The sequence below is a fragment of the Castellaniella sp. genome (assembly GCF_049671645.1).
GTDB lineage: Bacteria > Pseudomonadota > Gammaproteobacteria > Burkholderiales > Burkholderiaceae_B > Castellaniella.
In genome coordinates, this window is the sequence record NZ_JBATVG010000024.1 from 115717 (window position 1) to 132408 (window position 16692).

The following is a 16692-nucleotide window of genomic DNA, read 5'->3' on the forward strand; positions in this document are numbered from 1 at the left end:
ACGCCATGACCGATTCCACCTCTCGCAAGACCTTGGGACTGAAGCCGAAAACCGGCGCCGCCAGCCCCGCCCCTCTCGACGGCGAACGCCGGAAACGATCGGGCGCCCGCGCCCGCCAGGCCGCCATACAGGAACGCGCCCAACAGACACGGGACTCAGTCCCCGCCCCGGACGCGGCCGAGGCGCGCTCCTCCGAGCGCAGGCCCGCCCGGCATGCGACGCGGGACGACCGACCGGGCGCGCCCCGCTCCCGCTCTGAACGATCCGAACGATCCGACCGTGCTGAACGCCCCGGGCGCGGAAGGCCGTCCGGCGACCGGCCGGGCCGCGCGCGCGACACGGGTCGATCGGGGCCGGCGGACCGGCCATCCAGGCCGCGCCAGGACTACGTCCGGCGCAATGATCCGGAATCCGCTCCTGCAGGCGCTTCCACCCGCCCGGACCATGAGGAAGATGCGGACGCCCTCCCCCGCATCCAGCGCCGGCCGCGAACCCCGCGCGCCCCTCACGTGGCCGAAACCTTCCACGTCTTCGCCCCCTGCCCGCACGGTCTCGAAGAAGCCCTGTCCCTGGAACTGCAGGCCCTGGGCTACGACGGCGTGACAGCCGGCCGCGCCGGCTGCCGCTTCCAGGCGGACTGGATGGGCATCCTGCGGGCGAATCTGTATTCCCGGCTGGCGACCCGCATCCTGGTGCAGGTCGCCCAGGCCGACGTTCACACGGAAGACGACATCCTGGCGCTGGCCCGCCAGACCGAATGGGAACGCTGGTTCGGCCCCGAGCAGTCACTGCGCGTGGACACCTCGGCCATCCACAGCCCCATGCGCAGCCTGCAATACTGCAATCTGCGCGCCAAGGACGGCATCTGCGACCGGTTGCGCGAACGCGAAGGCGCCCGCCCCGACATCGATACGGTGCGGCCCGACGCCCGCGTGCACCTGTTCCTGGACGAACGGCAGGCCACCTTGTACCTGGACGTCTCGGGCGAATCGCTGTTCAAGCGCGGCTGGCGCCTGGATAAAGGCGAAGCCCCCCTGCGCGAGAACCTGGCGGCCGGGCTGCTGGCGCTGTCGGGCTGGGCGCCCGATGCGCCGCTACTGGACCCGTTCTGCGGCAGCGGCACGATCCTGATCGAAGCTGCCTGGATCGCCCTGGGCGTGCCCCCCGGAATCTGGCGGCCTTTCGGTTTCGAGCGCTTGCGCTCGCACGATACGCGGCTCTGGCGCCACCTGAAGGAAGACGCCCGCGCCCACATCGCGCCCCGGCTCGACCAGCCCCTGGTGGGCAGCGACATCGACGCCGCCGCCATCGAGGCGGCCCGCGCCAACATCGACCGGGCCCACCTGAGTCCGGACACCATCCGCTTCGAGGTCTGCGACGCCCGTCACCTGCCGCCGCCCGCCGAAACCGGCTGGATCGTCACCAATCCCCCCTACGGCGAACGGCTGGGCGATCACGATGCCGAGCTCTGGCCGCAATGGGCCACTCAGCTGAAGCAGCGCTACGGCGGCTGGCAAGTGAACATCATCACCAGCGACCTGGACCTGCCGGGCCAACTGCGCCTGAAGGCCCGACGACGCCACCCCCTGCATAACGGGGCGCTGGACTGCCGCCTGTTCCAGTTCGAACTGGTGTCGGCCAGTTACCGGGGCCGCTAGGCGCAACCATCCAGGGACTGCCTTTTTACAACAGGCCTTGCCACCCGCCAGAATCGGCGCTTGCTTTTTGACTAGGGAAAACCCTATAATAGGGTTAACCCGAGCGAAACGCTCTTTACCACGCCAAGAGGCCTGCCATGAAGAACCTGCACAATGTCGATATCCGCCTGACCGATGCCCTGGAACGCCAACTGTTGGCCGAAGCCATCGAAGCGCAACAGGAATACGTCCTGGATCGCGCCGTGAAGCAATTGTTCAAGAAGGTCGCCAGCTTCTTCAAGGCCCCCGAAGGCCGCGTGCATCACTCGGTGCGCACCGCCCACTGATCGCTCTGACCCAGCTCAGGGTTTCGTCGCAAGGCCGCCTGACTCAGGCGGCCTTTGTCTTGCCTGCAATCCGGACATGGTTCGTTGTCCCCGTCAGCCCAAGCCGCGGCATGGGATAATGGCGTGCTTTTCCGACCGCCAGCCACCATGCCGACCACCACCGCCCACACCGCATTGCCCCCAATCCCCCTCGCCCCGCCCCGGCTGCGGCGCTTTGCCTGCATGATGTACGAGGGCGTGCTGCTGTTTGGCGTCGTGTTCCTGGCCGGGTACCTGTTCGACACCCTGACGCAAAGCCGCAGCGGCCTGATGCTGCGCCATTCCCGCCAGGCGTTCCTGTTTCTGGCCATGGGGGTGTATTTCCTGGCCTGCTGGCGACGAGGCGGCCAGACCCTGCCCATGAAAACCTGGAACATCCGCCTGACCGACCGAGGCGGCCAGCCGCTGCGCGGTTCCCGCATGGTGGTGCGTTATGTGCTGCTGTGGCCACTGCCGCTGTTGACCGCGCTGCTGATCGGCGCCCTGTCCCGGGCCATCGGCTGGCCTTCGCTGGACCTGCTGATCGTCGCCGCCCCTTTTTCGATTTTCATCTGGACCTGGTTCGACCCGCACAAGCAATTCCTGCATGACCGCTTGCTGGGCACCGAACTGCATGACCTAAGACTGCCCACATGAGCGATTTTCTGAAGAAATACCTGACGGCCGACCACAGCACCCGTATCCAGACCCTGCGCCTGGAACAGGCCTGGCAGACGGGCCTGGCCCACCAGGACCTCCCCCCGCGGATCGTCAGCCTGCTGGGCGAACTGGCCGCGGCCGCCGTCCTGCTGGCCGGCAACATCAAGTTCGACGGTTCCGTCGTGCTGCAACTGCAGGGCAACGGCCCCGTGCGGCTGATCATGGTGGAATGCACCGCGGCGCTGGAACTTCGCGCCACGGCGCACGTGGGGGAATCCGCCGTCGTCCCCGATGCCGCCACGCTGCAGTCGTTGCTGAACGCCGACGGCCAGGGCCGGTTCACCGTGCTGCTGGACCCGGCCGGGCGCCAGGAAGGCGCCGCCACCTACCAGGGCATCGTCCCCCTGGAAGGCGAGACCGTCGCTGCGGCGCTGGAATACTACATGAAGCATTCCGAGCAACTGGACACCCGCCTGTGGCTGGCCGCCGACGATCATCGCTGCGCGGGCCTGCTGCTGCAACGCATGCCGGGCCAGACGGCCGACGACGACGCCCCGATCCCCTCCGACAGGGCCGAGGCCACCTGGACGCATTGCCAGGCCCTGGCGGACACCCTGAAGCCCGCCGAGCTGCTGGAAAACACGCCCGACGCGCTGATCCACAAACTCTTCTGGGAAGACGACCTGTTGGCCTTCCCGGAGCAGCCGGTCCGCTGGCACTGCCCCTGCACCCGCAAACGCGTGGCGGACATGCTGCGCAACCTGGGCCGGCCCGAAATCGACTCCATCCTGGCCGAGCAGGGACATGTGCACATCGCCTGCAATTTCTGCGGCAAGCCCTACGACTTCGACGCCGTGGACTGTGCCGGGCTGTTCCTGGACACGCCCGAGCAACAGCCGGCGCCAGGCTCGGACTCCATCCACTGACACGCACACGCCCGGGTTGCATCCGGGCCGCTGCGCCCCCCTGCGGGCCGCCGGATCGGCAATGGTCCGCGTCTGCTTTTGTCATAGCGGATTTTCCAGCCTACCTGGCACGGCCGACCCGCGCCATACTGCCTTGCATCTCCCGGCACACACGAGGCAAGGCGGACCATGCCGTCCCACATCAGCGCACCGCATCCACGCCCGGCCGCCCCTCGCCCGCCCACAGCCCTCCGCGTCGGCAAGACCGCGCAACGGGGCGCGGGCATGGCAGGGTTTCTGGCCGTCCTCTTTCCCATCCTGAGCCTGGGCCTGGGGGGCGTCGAACTGGCGCACTGGATGAGCCTGCGCCAAACCCTGAGCCTGGCCCTGATGGACGCAGCCCGCGCCGGAAGCACACGGCAGGCCAGCCCCCAAGCCATCGCCGAAGCCTTCGAGCAAGGCCTGCGCGCGATCTACGTTCAACCGGCAGCACAAGAGCGGGCCTTGCGCAGCCGGCGTCACGCCCTGGGCCTGCCCTGGCAGATTCGCATCCGGCAACCCACCCCCGCCGCCTTTCTGGACCATGCCGATGCGACGCTCACGGCCTCGCGCCCGCTTCCGACGCCGGCCCTGATCCGCAATGACTACCAGGCCGCGCAGCACGCGCGCCGCATCCGGCAAGGCTGGCCCCAGGGACGTGGGCCGCGATCAGGCCTGACGATTTTTGAAGCCAACACCCTGTTGATGGATCTCTGGTGGCCACAAGCGCCCTTGGCGCCCGGCGTCCCGGCGATCATCCGGGCACTGGCGCCCCTGCATGGCGACCCCACAGGGCGGCGAATGATGGAAAACGGCTATCTGCCCTTTCGGCGCCGCATCCGCATGGTGATGCAGTCCCATCCGGCCCCCTGGCCGGACCTGCCCGACGGGCGGGTGGTCCACGACGCGGCTGCGCATCCCGGTCCTGCTTTTCCGGAAGCGCCGGGCAGCACGCCCGCCGACGGCGCCGACACAAACCCCCATCGCCCCATCTCCGGGGAAACGGCGCCCGCGACGGGGCAGGACGCCCCCCGGGGCGTCGACACGTCGGAAACGGATATGGATATGGAGGCGCCGGACATCAGCATCCCCGGCCAGGAAGCTGCGGGCGACATGCCCGAGACCTGCGCTCCCTGAGAACCGCTACTGCCCGCCGGGAGGATCAGGCAGGATCTGGACGAAGTATTCGCCTTCGCGGATCATGTTCAATTCACCGCGCGCGCGTTCCTCGACGGCTGAAATCCCGGTTTTCAGATCCTGGACCTCAGCCTGCAAGGCATTGTTGCGGGCCATCAGCGCCTGATTGTTGTCGGTTTCCTGCCGCACCTGCGCCTGCAGGTCCTGGACCCGAAGCCAGCCGCCCTTGCCCCACCACAAGGGATACTGGGTAGCCAGCGTCAGGGCCAGCAGGACCAGGCTGAGCAGGCGCATAGCGTCGATCAGCGCAGGTTGTAGAAGGCCGACGCGCCCGGATAGGCGGCGACCTCGGCCAGCTCTTCCTCGATGCGCAGCAGCTGGTTGTATTTGGCCATGCGGTCGGAGCGCGACAACGAACCGGTCTTGATCTGCATGGCGTTGGTGGCCACGGCGATGTCGGCGATGGTCGAGTCTTCCGTTTCCCCGGAGCGATGCGAGATCACGGCAGTGTAGCCGGCGCGTTTGGCCATTTCGATGGCGGCGAAGGTTTCCGTCAGCGTGCCGATCTGGTTGATCTTGATGAGGATCGAATTGGCGATGCCCTGTTCGATGCCTTTCTTCAGGATCTTGGTGTTGGTGACGAACAGATCGTCGCCCACCAGTTGGACCTTGCGGCCCAGTTGCTCGGTCAGGATGCGCCAGCCGTCCCAGTCGTCCTCGGCCATGCCGTCTTCGATGGTGATGATCGGATACTTATCGCACCAGGACGCCAGCAGATTGGCGAAGTCCTGGGAATTCAGGGCGATGCCGCCTTCGCCGGCCAGGTGGTACTTGCCGTCCCGGTAGAATTCGGAGCTGGCGCAATCCAGGCCCAGCACGATCTGGGAGCCGGCTTCGTAGCCGGCTTCGCCGATGGCCTTCAGGATCAGTTCGATGGCCGCTTCGTGGTTGGCGACGTTCGGGGCGAAACCGCCTTCGTCGCCCACGGCCGTGGACATGCCCTGGCCGCCGATGATCTTCTTCAGGGCGTGGAAGACTTCCGCCCCCATGCGCAGGGCTTCGCGAAAGCTGGTCGCCCCCACCGGCAGGATCATGAATTCCTGCAGATCCAGGGTGTTGTTGGCGTGCGCCCCGCCATTGATGACGTTCATCATGGGCACGGGCATCTGCATGGGGCCGCTGCCGCCGAAATAACGATACAGCGACAGGCCGGCGTCGTCCGCCGCCGCCTTGGCGACGGCCATGCTGGCGGCCAGGATGGCATTGGCGCCCAGGCGGCTCTTGTCGTCCGTGCCGTCCAGGTCGATCAGGGTGCGGTCGATGAAGGTCTGTTCCTGGGCATCCAGGCCCATCAGGGCCTCGGAGATTTCAGTGTTGACGTGTTCCACCGCCCGCAGCACGCCCTTGCCCAGGTAGCGGGACTTGTCGCCGTCGCGCAGCTCGATGGCCTCGCGCGAACCGGTCGATGCGCCCGACGGCACCGCTGCCCGGCCCATGGCGCCGGATTCCAGCAATACGTCGCATTCCACGGTGGGGTTGCCGCGCGAATCCAGAATTTCGCGCCCGATGATGTCTACGATTGCACTCATGGTATGACCGTCCTGCCTGTTTGGGGTGGGTGGAAAATGAAACCCCGCTATTGTAGCGGGGGATCCTGGGAGTCAGTCTACTTCGGAACGCCGAGCCTGTGGGCCGCGCGTCCCGTACCGGAAGTATGCACTGCAGGGACTGGACGTCCGCTCCGGAGTCGAGGCCGACGCCCCCGACGCATGGCACATAGGGCTGTTACAGCGCCAGATCCAGCGCCCCGCCCTGCTTTACGCAGCGGTCCAGCGCCACCAGGGTCTCCAGCAACGCCCGCATTTTGCCCAGCGGCACGGCATTGGGGCCGTCGGACAGGGCCTTCTCGGGATTCGGATGGGTTTCCATGAATACCCCGGCCACGCCCACCGCCACGGCGGCGCGCGCCAGCACCGGCACGAATTCGCGCTGGCCTCCTGAACTGGTGCCCTGCCCGCCGGGCAGCTGCACCGAATGGGTGGCATCGAACACCACGGGGCAATGCGTGTCGCGCATGATGGCCAGGGAGCGCATGTCCGACACCAGATTGTGATAGCCGAATGACGCGCCGCGCTCGCAGACCATGATGTTCCGGCCGTCGCCCCCCGCCTGGATGGCGGCGTCGCGGGCCTTGGATACGACCTGTTTCATATCTTCGGGCGCCAGGAACTGGCCTTTCTTGATGTTGACGGGTTTCAGCGTCGCGGCGCAGGCCTGGATGAAATCCGTCTGGCGGCACAGGAAGGCGGGCGTCTGCAACACGTCCACCACCGAGGCGACCTCGCGGGCCTGTCCGGTTTCATGCACGTCGGTCAACACCGGCACGCCCAACTGCTTGCGCACGTCTTCCAGGATCTTCAGGCCCTCGTCCATGCCGGGCCCCCGGAACGAGGCGCCCGAACTGCGGTTGGCCTTGTCGAAGGAGCTTTTGTAGATGAAGGGGATGCCCAGCGCCCGCGTCATTTCCTGCAGGATGCCGGCGGTTTCAAAGGCCAGTTCGCGCGATTCGATCACGCAAGGGCCGGCAATCAGAAACAGCGGCTGATCCAGGCCCGCCTGAAAATGACACAGTTGCATGGTTCTACCCCTTGACGTTCAGGCTGGTCCGGCTTTTCTGATAAGCCAGCGCCGCCTGGATATAGCTGGTGAACAACGGGTGTCCGTCGCGCGGCGTGGACGTGAATTCCGGATGGAACTGCACCCCCATGAACCACGGATGGCTGGGGATTTCCATGATTTCCGGCAGGTTTTCCGTGGGCGTGCGGGCGCTGATGACCAGGCCGGCTTCTTCCAGGCGGTTCACGTAGACGTTGTTGACTTCGTAGCGATGGCGGTGGCGTTCATTGACCTCCGCCCCGTAGATGTCGAAGGCCCGCGTGCCGGGCTTCACCGGGCAGCGCTGGGCGCCCTTGCGCATGGTGCCGCCCAGATCGGACGCGGCATCGCGTTTTTCGATCTTGCCCTCGCGGTCCTGCCATTCAGTGATCAGCGCCACGACCGGATGCGCGGCCGAGGGATCGAATTCGGTGCTGTTGGCCCCGCCCAGGCCGGCCACGTGGCGGGCGAATTCCACCACGGCCAGCTGCATGCCCAGGCAGATGCCCAGGTAGGGAATGCCGTGTTCGCGGGCATACTGGATGGCCTTGATCTTGCCTTCGGTGCCGCGCTTGCCGAAACCGCCCGGCACCAGGATGGCATCCAGGCCAGCCAGACAAGCAGTGCCCTGGGCTTCGATTTCCTCGGAATCCAGGTATTCGATATGCACTCGCGAATGCGTGTGGATGCCGGCGTGCACCAGGGCTTCGGACAGGGATTTGTAGGATTCGGTCAGGTCGACGTATTTGCCGACCATGCCGATGGTGATGGATTCGCTGGGGTTTTCCAGATCGCGCACCAGGCGGTCCCAGACGGTCAGGTCGGCAGGCGGCGGCGTGATGGCCAGCGCGTCGCACACCAGGCTGTCCAGGCCCTGCGCATGCAGCATGGCCGGGATCTTGTAGATGGAATCCGAATCCCAGACCGAGATCACCGCGTCCAGGGGCACGTTGGAGAACAGGGAGATCTTCGCCCGTTCGTCGTCGGGCACCGGACGATCGGCGCGGCACAGCAGCGCATTGGGATAGATGCCGATTTCACGCAGCTTCTGCACCGAGTGCTGGGTGGGCTTGGTCTTGAGTTCGCCCGCCGAGGCGATGTAGGGCACCAGCGTCAGGTGCACGAAGGCGCACTGGTTGCGGCCCAGGCGCAGGCTCATCTGGCGCACGGCTTCCAGGAAAGGCAGCGATTCGATATCGCCCACCGTGCCGCCGATCTCGACGATGGCCACGTCGGCCTGGCCGTTGTAGGCGGCTTTCGCGCCGCGGGCGACGAAATCCTGGATTTCATTGGTGATGTGGGGAATGACCTGCACGGTCTTGCCCAGGTAATCGCCCCGCCGTTCCTTGCGCAGCACGGATTCGTAGATCTGGCCGGTCGTGAAGTTGTTGACCTTGTGCATGCGGGCCGACACGAAGCGTTCGTAGTGGCCCAGATCCAGGTCGGTCTCGGCGCCGTCTTCCGTGACGAAGACCTCGCCGTGCTGAAAGGGGCTCATGGTGCCCGGATCCACGTTGATATAGGGATCCAGTTTCAGCATCGTGACCCGCAACCCGCGGGATTCCAGGATCGCGGCGAGCGACGCCGCAGCAATGCCTTTGCCCAGGGAGGAGACGACGCCCCCTGTGACGAATACGTATTTGGTCATTTCTATAGGAGCCCGGTGTGGACGGGCGCAGCGGGAAATTGAGATTATAACCACTCCGCCGGGGCTATCGGGAGGCCCGCCGCAGCATCGGCTGACGCGCAAGAATGACGTTGACGGAAGCCGTTAATAGCGCTAGAACTGTGGGCCGCAGTCTGCGGACGGTGAAGACCAGCAAGATGTCAGATAACGAACCTACGGCTTGGATCAAAGCGTCCCCGGCCATCTTCCTGCTTTTATGGTCCAGCGGCTTCGTCTTTCTCAAGCTGGGCCTGGATTATGCCGACCCGATCACTTTCCTGGCCTTGAGATACGTTCTTGTGGTCGGCGCGTTACTGCTGCCCGCGCTGTGGATCAGGCCTGCCTTTCCCGCGACACTTCGGAGTTGGGGCGCCCTGGTCGGCGTCGGTATCTGTCTGCAGGCAGGTTACTTCGCCTTCACCTATCTAAGCCTGCGTCATGGCATGACCGCGGGAACGATCGCGCTTATCACCAGCCAGCAACCGATTCTCGTCGGGCTTCTCGCACCGGTGGTTGCCCGGGAAAGGGTGACCCCCGCCAGGTGGGCTGGCCTGCTTCTCGGGGTCGGTGGCGCCGTGATCGTCATCGTCGGGAACTCCAGGCTCGAGGTCACTTCGACGCTCGGACTGGCATTCGGTGTCATGGCGCTTGTCTCCATGGCCAGCAGCACACTGATCGAGAAGCGCTACGCCGAACCGGTTCATCCCATCGCGGCAAACCTCGTGCAGTATTCCATGGGACTCGCGATCTGCGCACCCTTGGCTTATGCCTTGGAGCCCATGCATATTGAGTGGTCATGGCCCCTGATCGGATCGCTGACCTATCTGGTTTTCTGCAACTCCCTGCTCGCCATTTCGCTTCTTCTCGCCATGATCAGGAGGGGGGAAGCGTCTCGCGTCTCCGCGCTGTTCTTCCTCGTTCCGCCCGTCACGGCACTCATCGCGTATCTCGTTTTAGGAGAAACGCTGGCACTGGAGTCCATGCCGGGTGTTTTGCTGACCGTCATCGGGATCTATCTTGTGATCCGAAAATCCTGAGCGCCGACTTCGTCATACACTCTGTCCTCGACGCGGATAACGCTCGATCAGCACGCGCATCAAGACGGGCCGCCGCGGCACGCGCCGGACCACGCTAACGCAGGAACCCCATGAACGGCTTCATCTCCGGATTTCTCCTCGGGCTTGGCCTGATCGCCGCTATCGGCGCGCAAAACGCCTTCGTGCTGAAGCAGGGCCTGCAGAAACAGCACGTGCTGGCCGTCAGCCTGACCTGCGCCCTCTCCGACATGGTCCTGATCATCGCAGGGGTCGCGGGTTTTGGCGCGCTGGTCGCGGCTGCGCCCGGCATCCAGGTCGTCATGACCTGGGCGGGCGCCCTTTTCCTGGCGGTCTATGCCATCAGAAGCTTCTGGGCAGCGATCACCAACAGGTCGGCGCTGAATCCGTCGCAGGCCGGGGCCGGCAGCCTGTCCGCCACGATCGCCACCTGCCTGGCATTCACCTGGCTGAACCCGCACGTCTATCTGGACACCGTCGTGCTGCTGGGCTCGGTGTCCACAAACTACGGCCCCGACCGATTCCTGTTCGGGCTGGGGGCGGTCACGGCATCGTTCCTGTTCTTCTTCGCGTTGGGATTCGGCGCCCGGCTGTTGCGGCCGCTGTTCGCCCGCCCTGTCGCGTGGCGCGTGCTGGATCTGCTGGTCGGCCTGGTGATGACGCTATTGGCGGTGAAGCTGGCGACATCAGCGTGACGCCCGTCCCGGCCATTCGGGCCGCGCAGCGCGGCATGCCGCCCGCGCTGCGCGGCCCGAAAGCCGCGCCGACGCGAGGAAACCTGGCCACACAATCAATGCTTTACCGCGCGGCCCGCCTCGCCTACCATGGTCTGCGCACCCATCCATGAAAGCCGGGAGAACGCCATGCCCAGGTTGACTGCGAAAGACTTCGCGCCGGAACTGCTGGAACTCTATGATTTCTACGCGCACGGGCTGATCGACCGGCGCGAATTCCTGAACCGGGCGGCGCGCTACGCCGCCGGTGGACTGGGCGCCGCGACCCTGCTGGCCACGCTGTCGCCCGATTACGCGCTGGCCGAACAGGTGTCCTTCACCGATCCGGACATCCTCGCCGAATACATCCATTACCCGTCCCCCAAGGGCAACGGCACGATACGCGCCTACCTGGTCCGTCCGGCCAAGGCCACGGGCAAGGTTCCCGGCGTCGTGGTGGTCCACGAAAACCGGGGCCTGAATCCCTACATCGAGGACGTCGCCCGGCGGCTGGCCAAGGCCGGTTTCCTGGCGCTGGCGCCTGACGGCCTCAGCGCCAAGGGCGGCTACCCCGGCAATGACGACCTGGGCCGGGAACTGCAGCAGCAGATCGACCCGGTCAAGCTGATGAACGATTTCTTCGCCGCCGTCGAATTCCTGCCGACCGTGGCGGGATCGACAGGCAAGACCGGCATCATCGGCTTCTGCTACGGCGGCGGGGTCGCCAACGCGGCTGCCGTCGCCTACCCGGAACTGGGGGCGGCCGTGCCGTTCTACGGCATGCAGCCGCGCCCGGAAGACGTGCCCCGCATCCAGGCGCCGCTGCTGCTGCACTATGCGGGCCTGGACACCCGCGTCAATGCGGGCTGGCCGGCCTACGAGGCGGCGCTGAAGGCCGGCGGCAAGACCTACGAGGCCCACATCTACCCCGGTGTGAACCACGGTTTTCACAACGATTCGACCCCGCGCTACGACAAAGATGCCGCCGAACTGGCCTGGAGCCGCAGCATCGCCTGGTTCAGGCGCTGGCTGGCATAGCAGGGCGCGCTCTCAGGCCTTGGCCAGCGCAGGCTCCGCTGCGGAAGCCCGATGGGCATCGTCCGGGACAGCCGGCAGGTCGTGCGATTCGTCGATGTGGCGCAGGTGTCGGCGGCTGGCCAGCAGCACGGCCACACCGGCCAGCACAGCGGCGGCGCCCACCCAGTAGGGCACGTGGTCGTTGATGGTCTCGCCCAGGTAGCCCGCCAGCCAGGGCGCGACCGCCCCGCCGCTGAAGCGCACGAAGCTGTAGGCCGCGGAGGCCACGCCGCGTTCGACGGGAGCGGCCTTCATCACGGTTTCGGTGACCAGCGTGTTGTTGATCCCCAGGAACAGGCCCGCCGCTACCACGCCGACCACCAGCACGGTCTTGTTGTCGGTCCAGACGGCCATCATGACCAGCACCGCCGCAAAGCCCGTCAGGGCGATGACGATGGACGGCAGCGTGCCGAAAGCGACCTGCATCCGGGGCGCCAGGACAACCGAAGCGAAAGCCAGCATCGCGCCCCAGCCAAAGAAGACCAGCCCGACCTGCTGGGCGCCCATGTCCAGGGGAAACGGCGTGTAGGCCAGCAACGTGAAAAAGCCGAAGTTGTACAGCAACGCCGTGATCGCCACGCCCAGCAGGCCGGGGTGCTTCAGCGCCCGGAACGGATCGCCCAGCGAACTGGGGCGGGCCACCGCCGCCGCGGCCGGCAGCAGCGCCACCGTGACCACGAAAGCGATGGCCATCAGCACCGATACCCCGAAGAACGGCCCGCGCCAGGAAATCGAACCCAGGACCCCGCCGATCAGCGGGCCTGCCGCAATACCCACCCCCAGCGCGGCCTCGTAGAAAATGATGGCATCGCGCACCGAGCCCCGGGACGCGCTGACGATGGCTGCCAGCGCAGTGGCGACGAACAGGGCGTTGCCCAGCCCCCAGACGGCTCGATAGCCGACGATTTCCATGACGGAATCGGACATCCCCGCCAACCCGGCCCCGACGATGATGACCGCCAGGCCCAGCAGCAGCGTGCGTTTGACCCCCAGGCGGCTGGACACGACGCTGGTGATCAGCATGGCCAGGCCCATGACGGCCATATAGCTGGTGAACAGCAGCGAGGTCTGCGAAGGCGTGGCGCCCAGGGAATCGGCGATGGGCTTGAGGATGGGGTCGACCAGGCCGATGCCCATGAAGGCGATGACGCAAGCGAACGCGACGGCCAGCACGGCCTTGGGTTGTCGCAATAGATTCATGATGAAGAAAGGTCCTTGCTGACGGATTTGATGGAAAGATCGGCAGACTGGCGGTAGGCCGCCCCCAGCAGCCCGGTCAGGGCCTGCAGGGCGCCCTGCAGGCCCCGTCGCTGCGCCGGCGTCAAGTCGGCGATCAGGGATTCGACGGCCCGGGCGCGTTCCCGGCGCAGATCGGCCAGCATCCGCCTTCCCTGCGGCGTCAGGGAAATCCGCGTGGCGCGGGCATCGTCCGGATCGGTGGTGCGGGCCACCAATTGCTGTTCCTGCAGGCGATGCACCAACGTGGTCATGGTGGGCTGGCTGCAGTGTTCCGCGCGCGCCAGATCGCTGACGCGCACGGGCCCCAGTTCATTGATTTGCGACAGAACCCGCGCCTGCGCCAGCGGCACCGTCCAGGTGGTGTGATGCGTGACCCAGCGGTTCAGCCGCACGATGCGGTCCAGCAATTCGGCCCCGACCGGGCCGTCCGTGGCATGTTCGTGCATATTTTCCCGATGAATTACATAGTATGGCTATGCAATTATACGAAAAAATACCGGCGATATCGACCCCCATCCAGGGAAATCGAGCCGCCGGCATCGCGCAGGAGATCAATCCCCTGCCGGACCGATGTGCAGATCCGAATTCCGACGGACCCGCCGCACGCCTCAGTCCACCGTCGCCAAGACGGCGCCGATCGTCTCGAAGATCTGCGCAATCTGCTTTTCTTCGATGATGAGCGGCGGCGAAATCGCGATGATGTCGCCCGTATAACGGGTCAGCACCCCTTTGTCGAAGCACTTGTCGAAGACCTCGGCGGCGCGGGCGCCCGGTTTGCCGGGACGCGGCGATAGCTCGATTCCCGCCACCAAGCCCAGATTGCGGACGTCGATCACATGGCGCTTGCCCTTGAGCGCATGGGCGGCGTCCTCGAAGGCCTTGGACAGGCCCTTGGCGCGATTGAACAGGTCTTCGTCGCGATAGATGCCCAGGGTGGCCAGGATCGCGGCGGTCGCCATGGGGTGAGCCGAGAACGTGTATCCATGGAAAAACTCGATACCGCCCTGGCTGGCATCCACGACCGTGTCGTAGATTCCGCGGCGCACGGCCACGCCCCCCGCCGGCACGGCGGCATTGCACACGCCCTTGGCGAAGGTGATCAGGTCGGGTCTGACACCGAAGAAGTCGCTGGCCGTCGGCGCGCCCAGGCGGCCGAAGCCGGTGATCACCTCGTCGAAGATCAGCAGGATGCCGTGCTTTTCGGTGATCGCCCGCAGTCTTTCCAGATAACCCTTGGGCGGCAGCAGGACCCCGGTGGAGCCGGCCAGGGGCTCCACGATCACAGCCGCGATGGTGGAGGCATCATGCAAGGCGATGATGCTTTCCAGGGCATCGGCGAAATGCTCGCCCCCCCAGGCCGGCTGCCCCCTTGAAAAGGCGTTGTGTTCCAGGTCGTGGGTATGCGGCAGGTGGTCCACCCCCGGCAGCAGGACACCGGAAAACGCCTTGCGGTTGGGGGAAATACCGCCCACCGAAATACCGCCGAACCCCACGCCGTGATAGCCGCGTTCACGCCCGATCAGGCGCGTGCGCTGGCCCTCTCCCCGGGCGCGGTGATAAGCCAGCGCCATCTTCAACGCCGTATCGACGGATTCCGATCCCGAATTGGTGAAGAACACGCGGTCCATGCCCTCAGGCATCAAATCCGCGACCTCGGTCGCTGCCCGGAAGGAGTCCTCGTGGCCGATATTGAAGCTGGACGCGTAGTCCAGCTTTTCCGCCTGGCGATGCAAAGCGTCGACGATGGGCTTGCGTCCGTGCCCCGCGTTGACGCACCACAGGCCCGACGTGCCGTCCAGGATCTGATGGCCGTCGGTGGCGGTGTAGTACATCCCCTTGGCCGACGCCAGCAGGCGCGGATGGGCCTTGAACTGGCGATTGGCCGTGAACGGCATCCACAAGTGGGACAAATCCAGCGCGACTGCGGTATCGGAACTCATGACATGACCTCACAAAGGCAAGGAACAGGAAGGGATGGCATTCATTCTGGGCCAGCAGTGGCGCAAAAGACAGACACGGTGGTAGGATGAATCCATCACTGTATTGGTCGCGCCGGGACAGCCGTATTGGCATGCATTCCGGGCGGCGATCATTCCTCACCGCCGCAGGCACAGGCCATGATTCTGTTCACTCCCAGGCGCCCCTCGCCGGACGGCCAGACCCTGGTCGACCAGACGGTGGAAGCCATCGAAGGCGCCATCCACGGCCGCATCCTGCGCCCCGGCATGGCCCTGCCCTCGATCCGGCAGTTCGCGCGCGATCACCATCTGTCCACGTTCACCGTCATGGCCGCCTACAACCGGCTGGCCGCCCGGGGACAATTGCAGTCCCGACCCGGCATCGACTACCGCGTCGCCCGCCAGGCCCCTGCCCGCTCGCCCGCCGCCTGGGAAGCGCCGCAAGTGGGTCCCGCCTGGCTGCTGTCCGATGTCTTCGCCGACCATTCGATATCCATCAAGGCCGGCTGCGGCTGGCTGCCCCCCGACTGGCATAACGAAGCCGGCCTGCAGCACGCCTTGCGCCAGCTCGCGCGCGTGCCCGTGGGCCAGATGGCGTCCTACGGACACCCGTTGGGCTACCACCCTCTGCGCGAACACATCGCCCATTACCTGGGCGGCTACGGTCTGACGGCGGATGCCGAACAGATCCTGCTGACCCACGGCGCCACGCAAGCGCTGGACATCGTGATCCGGACCGTCTTGAAGCCCGGCGACCACGTCGCCGTCGAAACCCCCTGCTACGCCAATCTGCTGCAGATCCTGGCCCTGAACGGCGTCACCGCGCACGGGGTGCCTCGCACCCCGGACGGGCTGGATGAAAGCACCCTGGACGCCCTGGCCGTCGCCCATCCGCTGCGAGCGGTCTTCGTCACCACGGTCCTGCAGAACCCCACGGGCGCCAGTTTCACCATGGCGGGCGCCTTCCGGCTGCTGCAACTGGCGGAACGCCACGATCTGCTGGTCGTGGAAGACGATGTCTCGCGCGAACTGCTGCTGGAGCCCGCGCCCCTGCTGGCCGCGTTGGCCAGCACGCGGCGCGTCGTCTACGTCTCGGGTTTCGCCAAGAACGTCATGCCGTCGCTGCGGGTCGGATACCTGTTGTGCGAGCCGGGTCTGTTGCGGCGCTGCGCCCAGACCAAGATGTCGCTGGGGCTGACCTCCGCGGAAATCATGGAGCGCACGGCCTGCCATGTGTTGCGGGACGGTCGGCAAGGCGCTTATCTGCGCAGTGTGCGGGAACGCCTGGGCCATGCCCACGACCAGACCTGCCAGATGATGCGTGAGGCCGGCTTCGACATCGCCCATGAACCCGGCGCGGGCCTGTTCCTGTGGGCGCGCCCCCGCACGGCGCCCGCTCACCCCGGCGGCGCCATCGGGCTGGCCGCCCTGGCGCTGAAAGTCGGCATCTGGCTGGCGCCGGGGGCCTATTTCTATCCGGACAGGCGCGACGAGGGCTGGTTCCGGTTCAACGTGGCCTATTCCAGCAACCCGGCGCTGTGGAAATTTTTTCGCGAGGCCGCGCGGCACCCGGAATGATCAGAGCG

16 protein-coding genes are annotated in these 16692 nt (G+C 66.1%); 9 read left to right on the top strand and 7 right to left on the bottom strand.

From position 1 onward, the window contains the following. Positions 1 to 5 precede the first annotated feature (5 nt). The 5 genes from WBG56_RS13075 to WBG56_RS13095 all read left to right on the top strand — a co-directional run bounded on the left by WBG56_RS13075 (position 6) and on the right by WBG56_RS13095 (position 4743). Positions 6 to 1658 (top strand): THUMP domain-containing protein, encoded by a 1653-nt coding sequence (locus WBG56_RS13075; RefSeq protein WP_424269007.1) that lies wholly within the window; start codon positions 6 to 8, stop codon positions 1656 to 1658. Positions 1659 to 1795: 137 nt separating this feature from the next. Next, a complete protein-coding gene (locus WBG56_RS13080) occupies positions 1796 to 1984 on the top strand; it encodes a hypothetical protein (protein ID WP_424269009.1) in 189 nt (62 codons plus the stop codon). A 147-nt stretch (positions 1985 to 2131) separates the two neighbouring features. Next, the gene (locus WBG56_RS13085) at positions 2132 to 2659 is read left to right on the top strand and encodes an RDD family protein (RefSeq protein ID WP_424269011.1); all 528 of its coding nucleotides are present in this window, start codon (positions 2132 to 2134) and stop codon (positions 2657 to 2659) included. After that, complete coding sequence (locus WBG56_RS13090; RefSeq protein WP_424269013.1) at positions 2656 to 3588, top strand: Hsp33 family molecular chaperone HslO; 933 nt, start codon at positions 2656 to 2658, stop codon at positions 3586 to 3588. Before WBG56_RS13085 ends, WBG56_RS13090 begins: the two co-directional genes overlap by 4 nt. A gap of 264 nt (positions 3589 to 3852) precedes the next feature. Continuing rightward, a complete protein-coding gene (locus WBG56_RS13095) occupies positions 3853 to 4743 on the top strand; it encodes a TadE/TadG family type IV pilus assembly protein (protein WP_424269015.1) in 891 nt (296 codons plus the stop codon). Positions 4744 to 4749: 6 nt separating this feature from the next. Here the strand turns inward: WBG56_RS13095 and ftsB are convergent, their stop codons facing one another. The 4 genes from ftsB to WBG56_RS13115 all read right to left on the bottom strand — a co-directional run bounded on the left by ftsB (position 4750) and on the right by WBG56_RS13115 (position 9046). After that, positions 4750 to 5037: a cell division protein FtsB gene (gene ftsB, locus WBG56_RS13100; protein ID WP_424269017.1), complete on the bottom strand. Its 288-nt coding sequence runs from the start codon at positions 5035 to 5037 to the stop codon at positions 4750 to 4752. An 8-nt stretch (positions 5038 to 5045) separates the two neighbouring features. Further along, complete coding sequence (gene eno, locus WBG56_RS13105) at positions 5046 to 6332, bottom strand: phosphopyruvate hydratase (RefSeq protein WP_424269019.1); 1287 nt, start codon at positions 6330 to 6332, stop codon at positions 5046 to 5048. 196 nt (positions 6333 to 6528) lie between these two features. Further along, complete coding sequence (kdsA, locus tag WBG56_RS13110; RefSeq protein WP_424269021.1) at positions 6529 to 7380, bottom strand: 3-deoxy-8-phosphooctulonate synthase; 852 nt, start codon at positions 7378 to 7380, stop codon at positions 6529 to 6531. Positions 7381 to 7384: 4 nt separating this feature from the next. Continuing rightward, the gene (locus WBG56_RS13115) at positions 7385 to 9046 is read right to left on the bottom strand and encodes a CTP synthase (protein WP_424269023.1); all 1662 of its coding nucleotides are present in this window, start codon (positions 9044 to 9046) and stop codon (positions 7385 to 7387) included. 176 nt (positions 9047 to 9222) lie between these two features. On the opposite strand from WBG56_RS13115, the gene WBG56_RS13120 reads away from it, so the two are divergent. The 3 genes from WBG56_RS13120 (at position 9223) to yghX (ending at position 11870) form a co-directional block, all read left to right on the top strand. After that, positions 9223 to 10101, top strand: coding sequence for a DMT family transporter (locus WBG56_RS13120; RefSeq protein WP_424269025.1), 879 nt, complete (start codon positions 9223 to 9225; stop codon positions 10099 to 10101). A 110-nt stretch (positions 10102 to 10211) separates the two neighbouring features. Continuing rightward, positions 10212 to 10814, top strand: coding sequence for a LysE/ArgO family amino acid transporter (locus WBG56_RS13125; protein WP_424269027.1), 603 nt, complete (start codon positions 10212 to 10214; stop codon positions 10812 to 10814). Positions 10815 to 10982: 168 nt separating this feature from the next. Beyond that, on the top strand, positions 10983 to 11870 hold the full coding sequence (gene yghX / locus WBG56_RS13130) for a YghX family hydrolase (RefSeq protein WP_424269029.1): 888 nt from the start codon (positions 10983 to 10985) through the stop codon (positions 11868 to 11870). 12 nt (positions 11871 to 11882) lie between these two features. Here yghX and WBG56_RS13135 read toward each other — a convergent pair whose 3' ends face one another. The 3 genes from WBG56_RS13135 to WBG56_RS13145 all read right to left on the bottom strand — a co-directional run bounded on the left by WBG56_RS13135 (position 11883) and on the right by WBG56_RS13145 (position 15043). Continuing rightward, a complete protein-coding gene (locus WBG56_RS13135; protein WP_424269031.1) occupies positions 11883 to 13109 on the bottom strand; it encodes an MFS transporter in 1227 nt (408 codons plus the stop codon). Then, complete coding sequence (locus WBG56_RS13140) at positions 13106 to 13594, bottom strand: MarR family winged helix-turn-helix transcriptional regulator (RefSeq protein ID WP_424269033.1); 489 nt, start codon at positions 13592 to 13594, stop codon at positions 13106 to 13108. Before WBG56_RS13140 ends, WBG56_RS13135 begins: the two co-directional genes overlap by 4 nt. 162 nt (positions 13595 to 13756) lie before the next feature. Next, on the bottom strand, positions 13757 to 15043 hold the full coding sequence (locus tag WBG56_RS13145) for an aspartate aminotransferase family protein (protein ID WP_424269210.1): 1287 nt from the start codon (positions 15041 to 15043) through the stop codon (positions 13757 to 13759). Positions 15044 to 15265: 222 nt separating this feature from the next. Between WBG56_RS13145 and WBG56_RS13150 the strand changes: the two genes are divergently transcribed. After that, a complete protein-coding gene (locus WBG56_RS13150; RefSeq protein ID WP_424269035.1) occupies positions 15266 to 16684 on the top strand; it encodes a PLP-dependent aminotransferase family protein in 1419 nt (472 codons plus the stop codon). Positions 16685 to 16692: the final 8 nt, after the last annotated feature.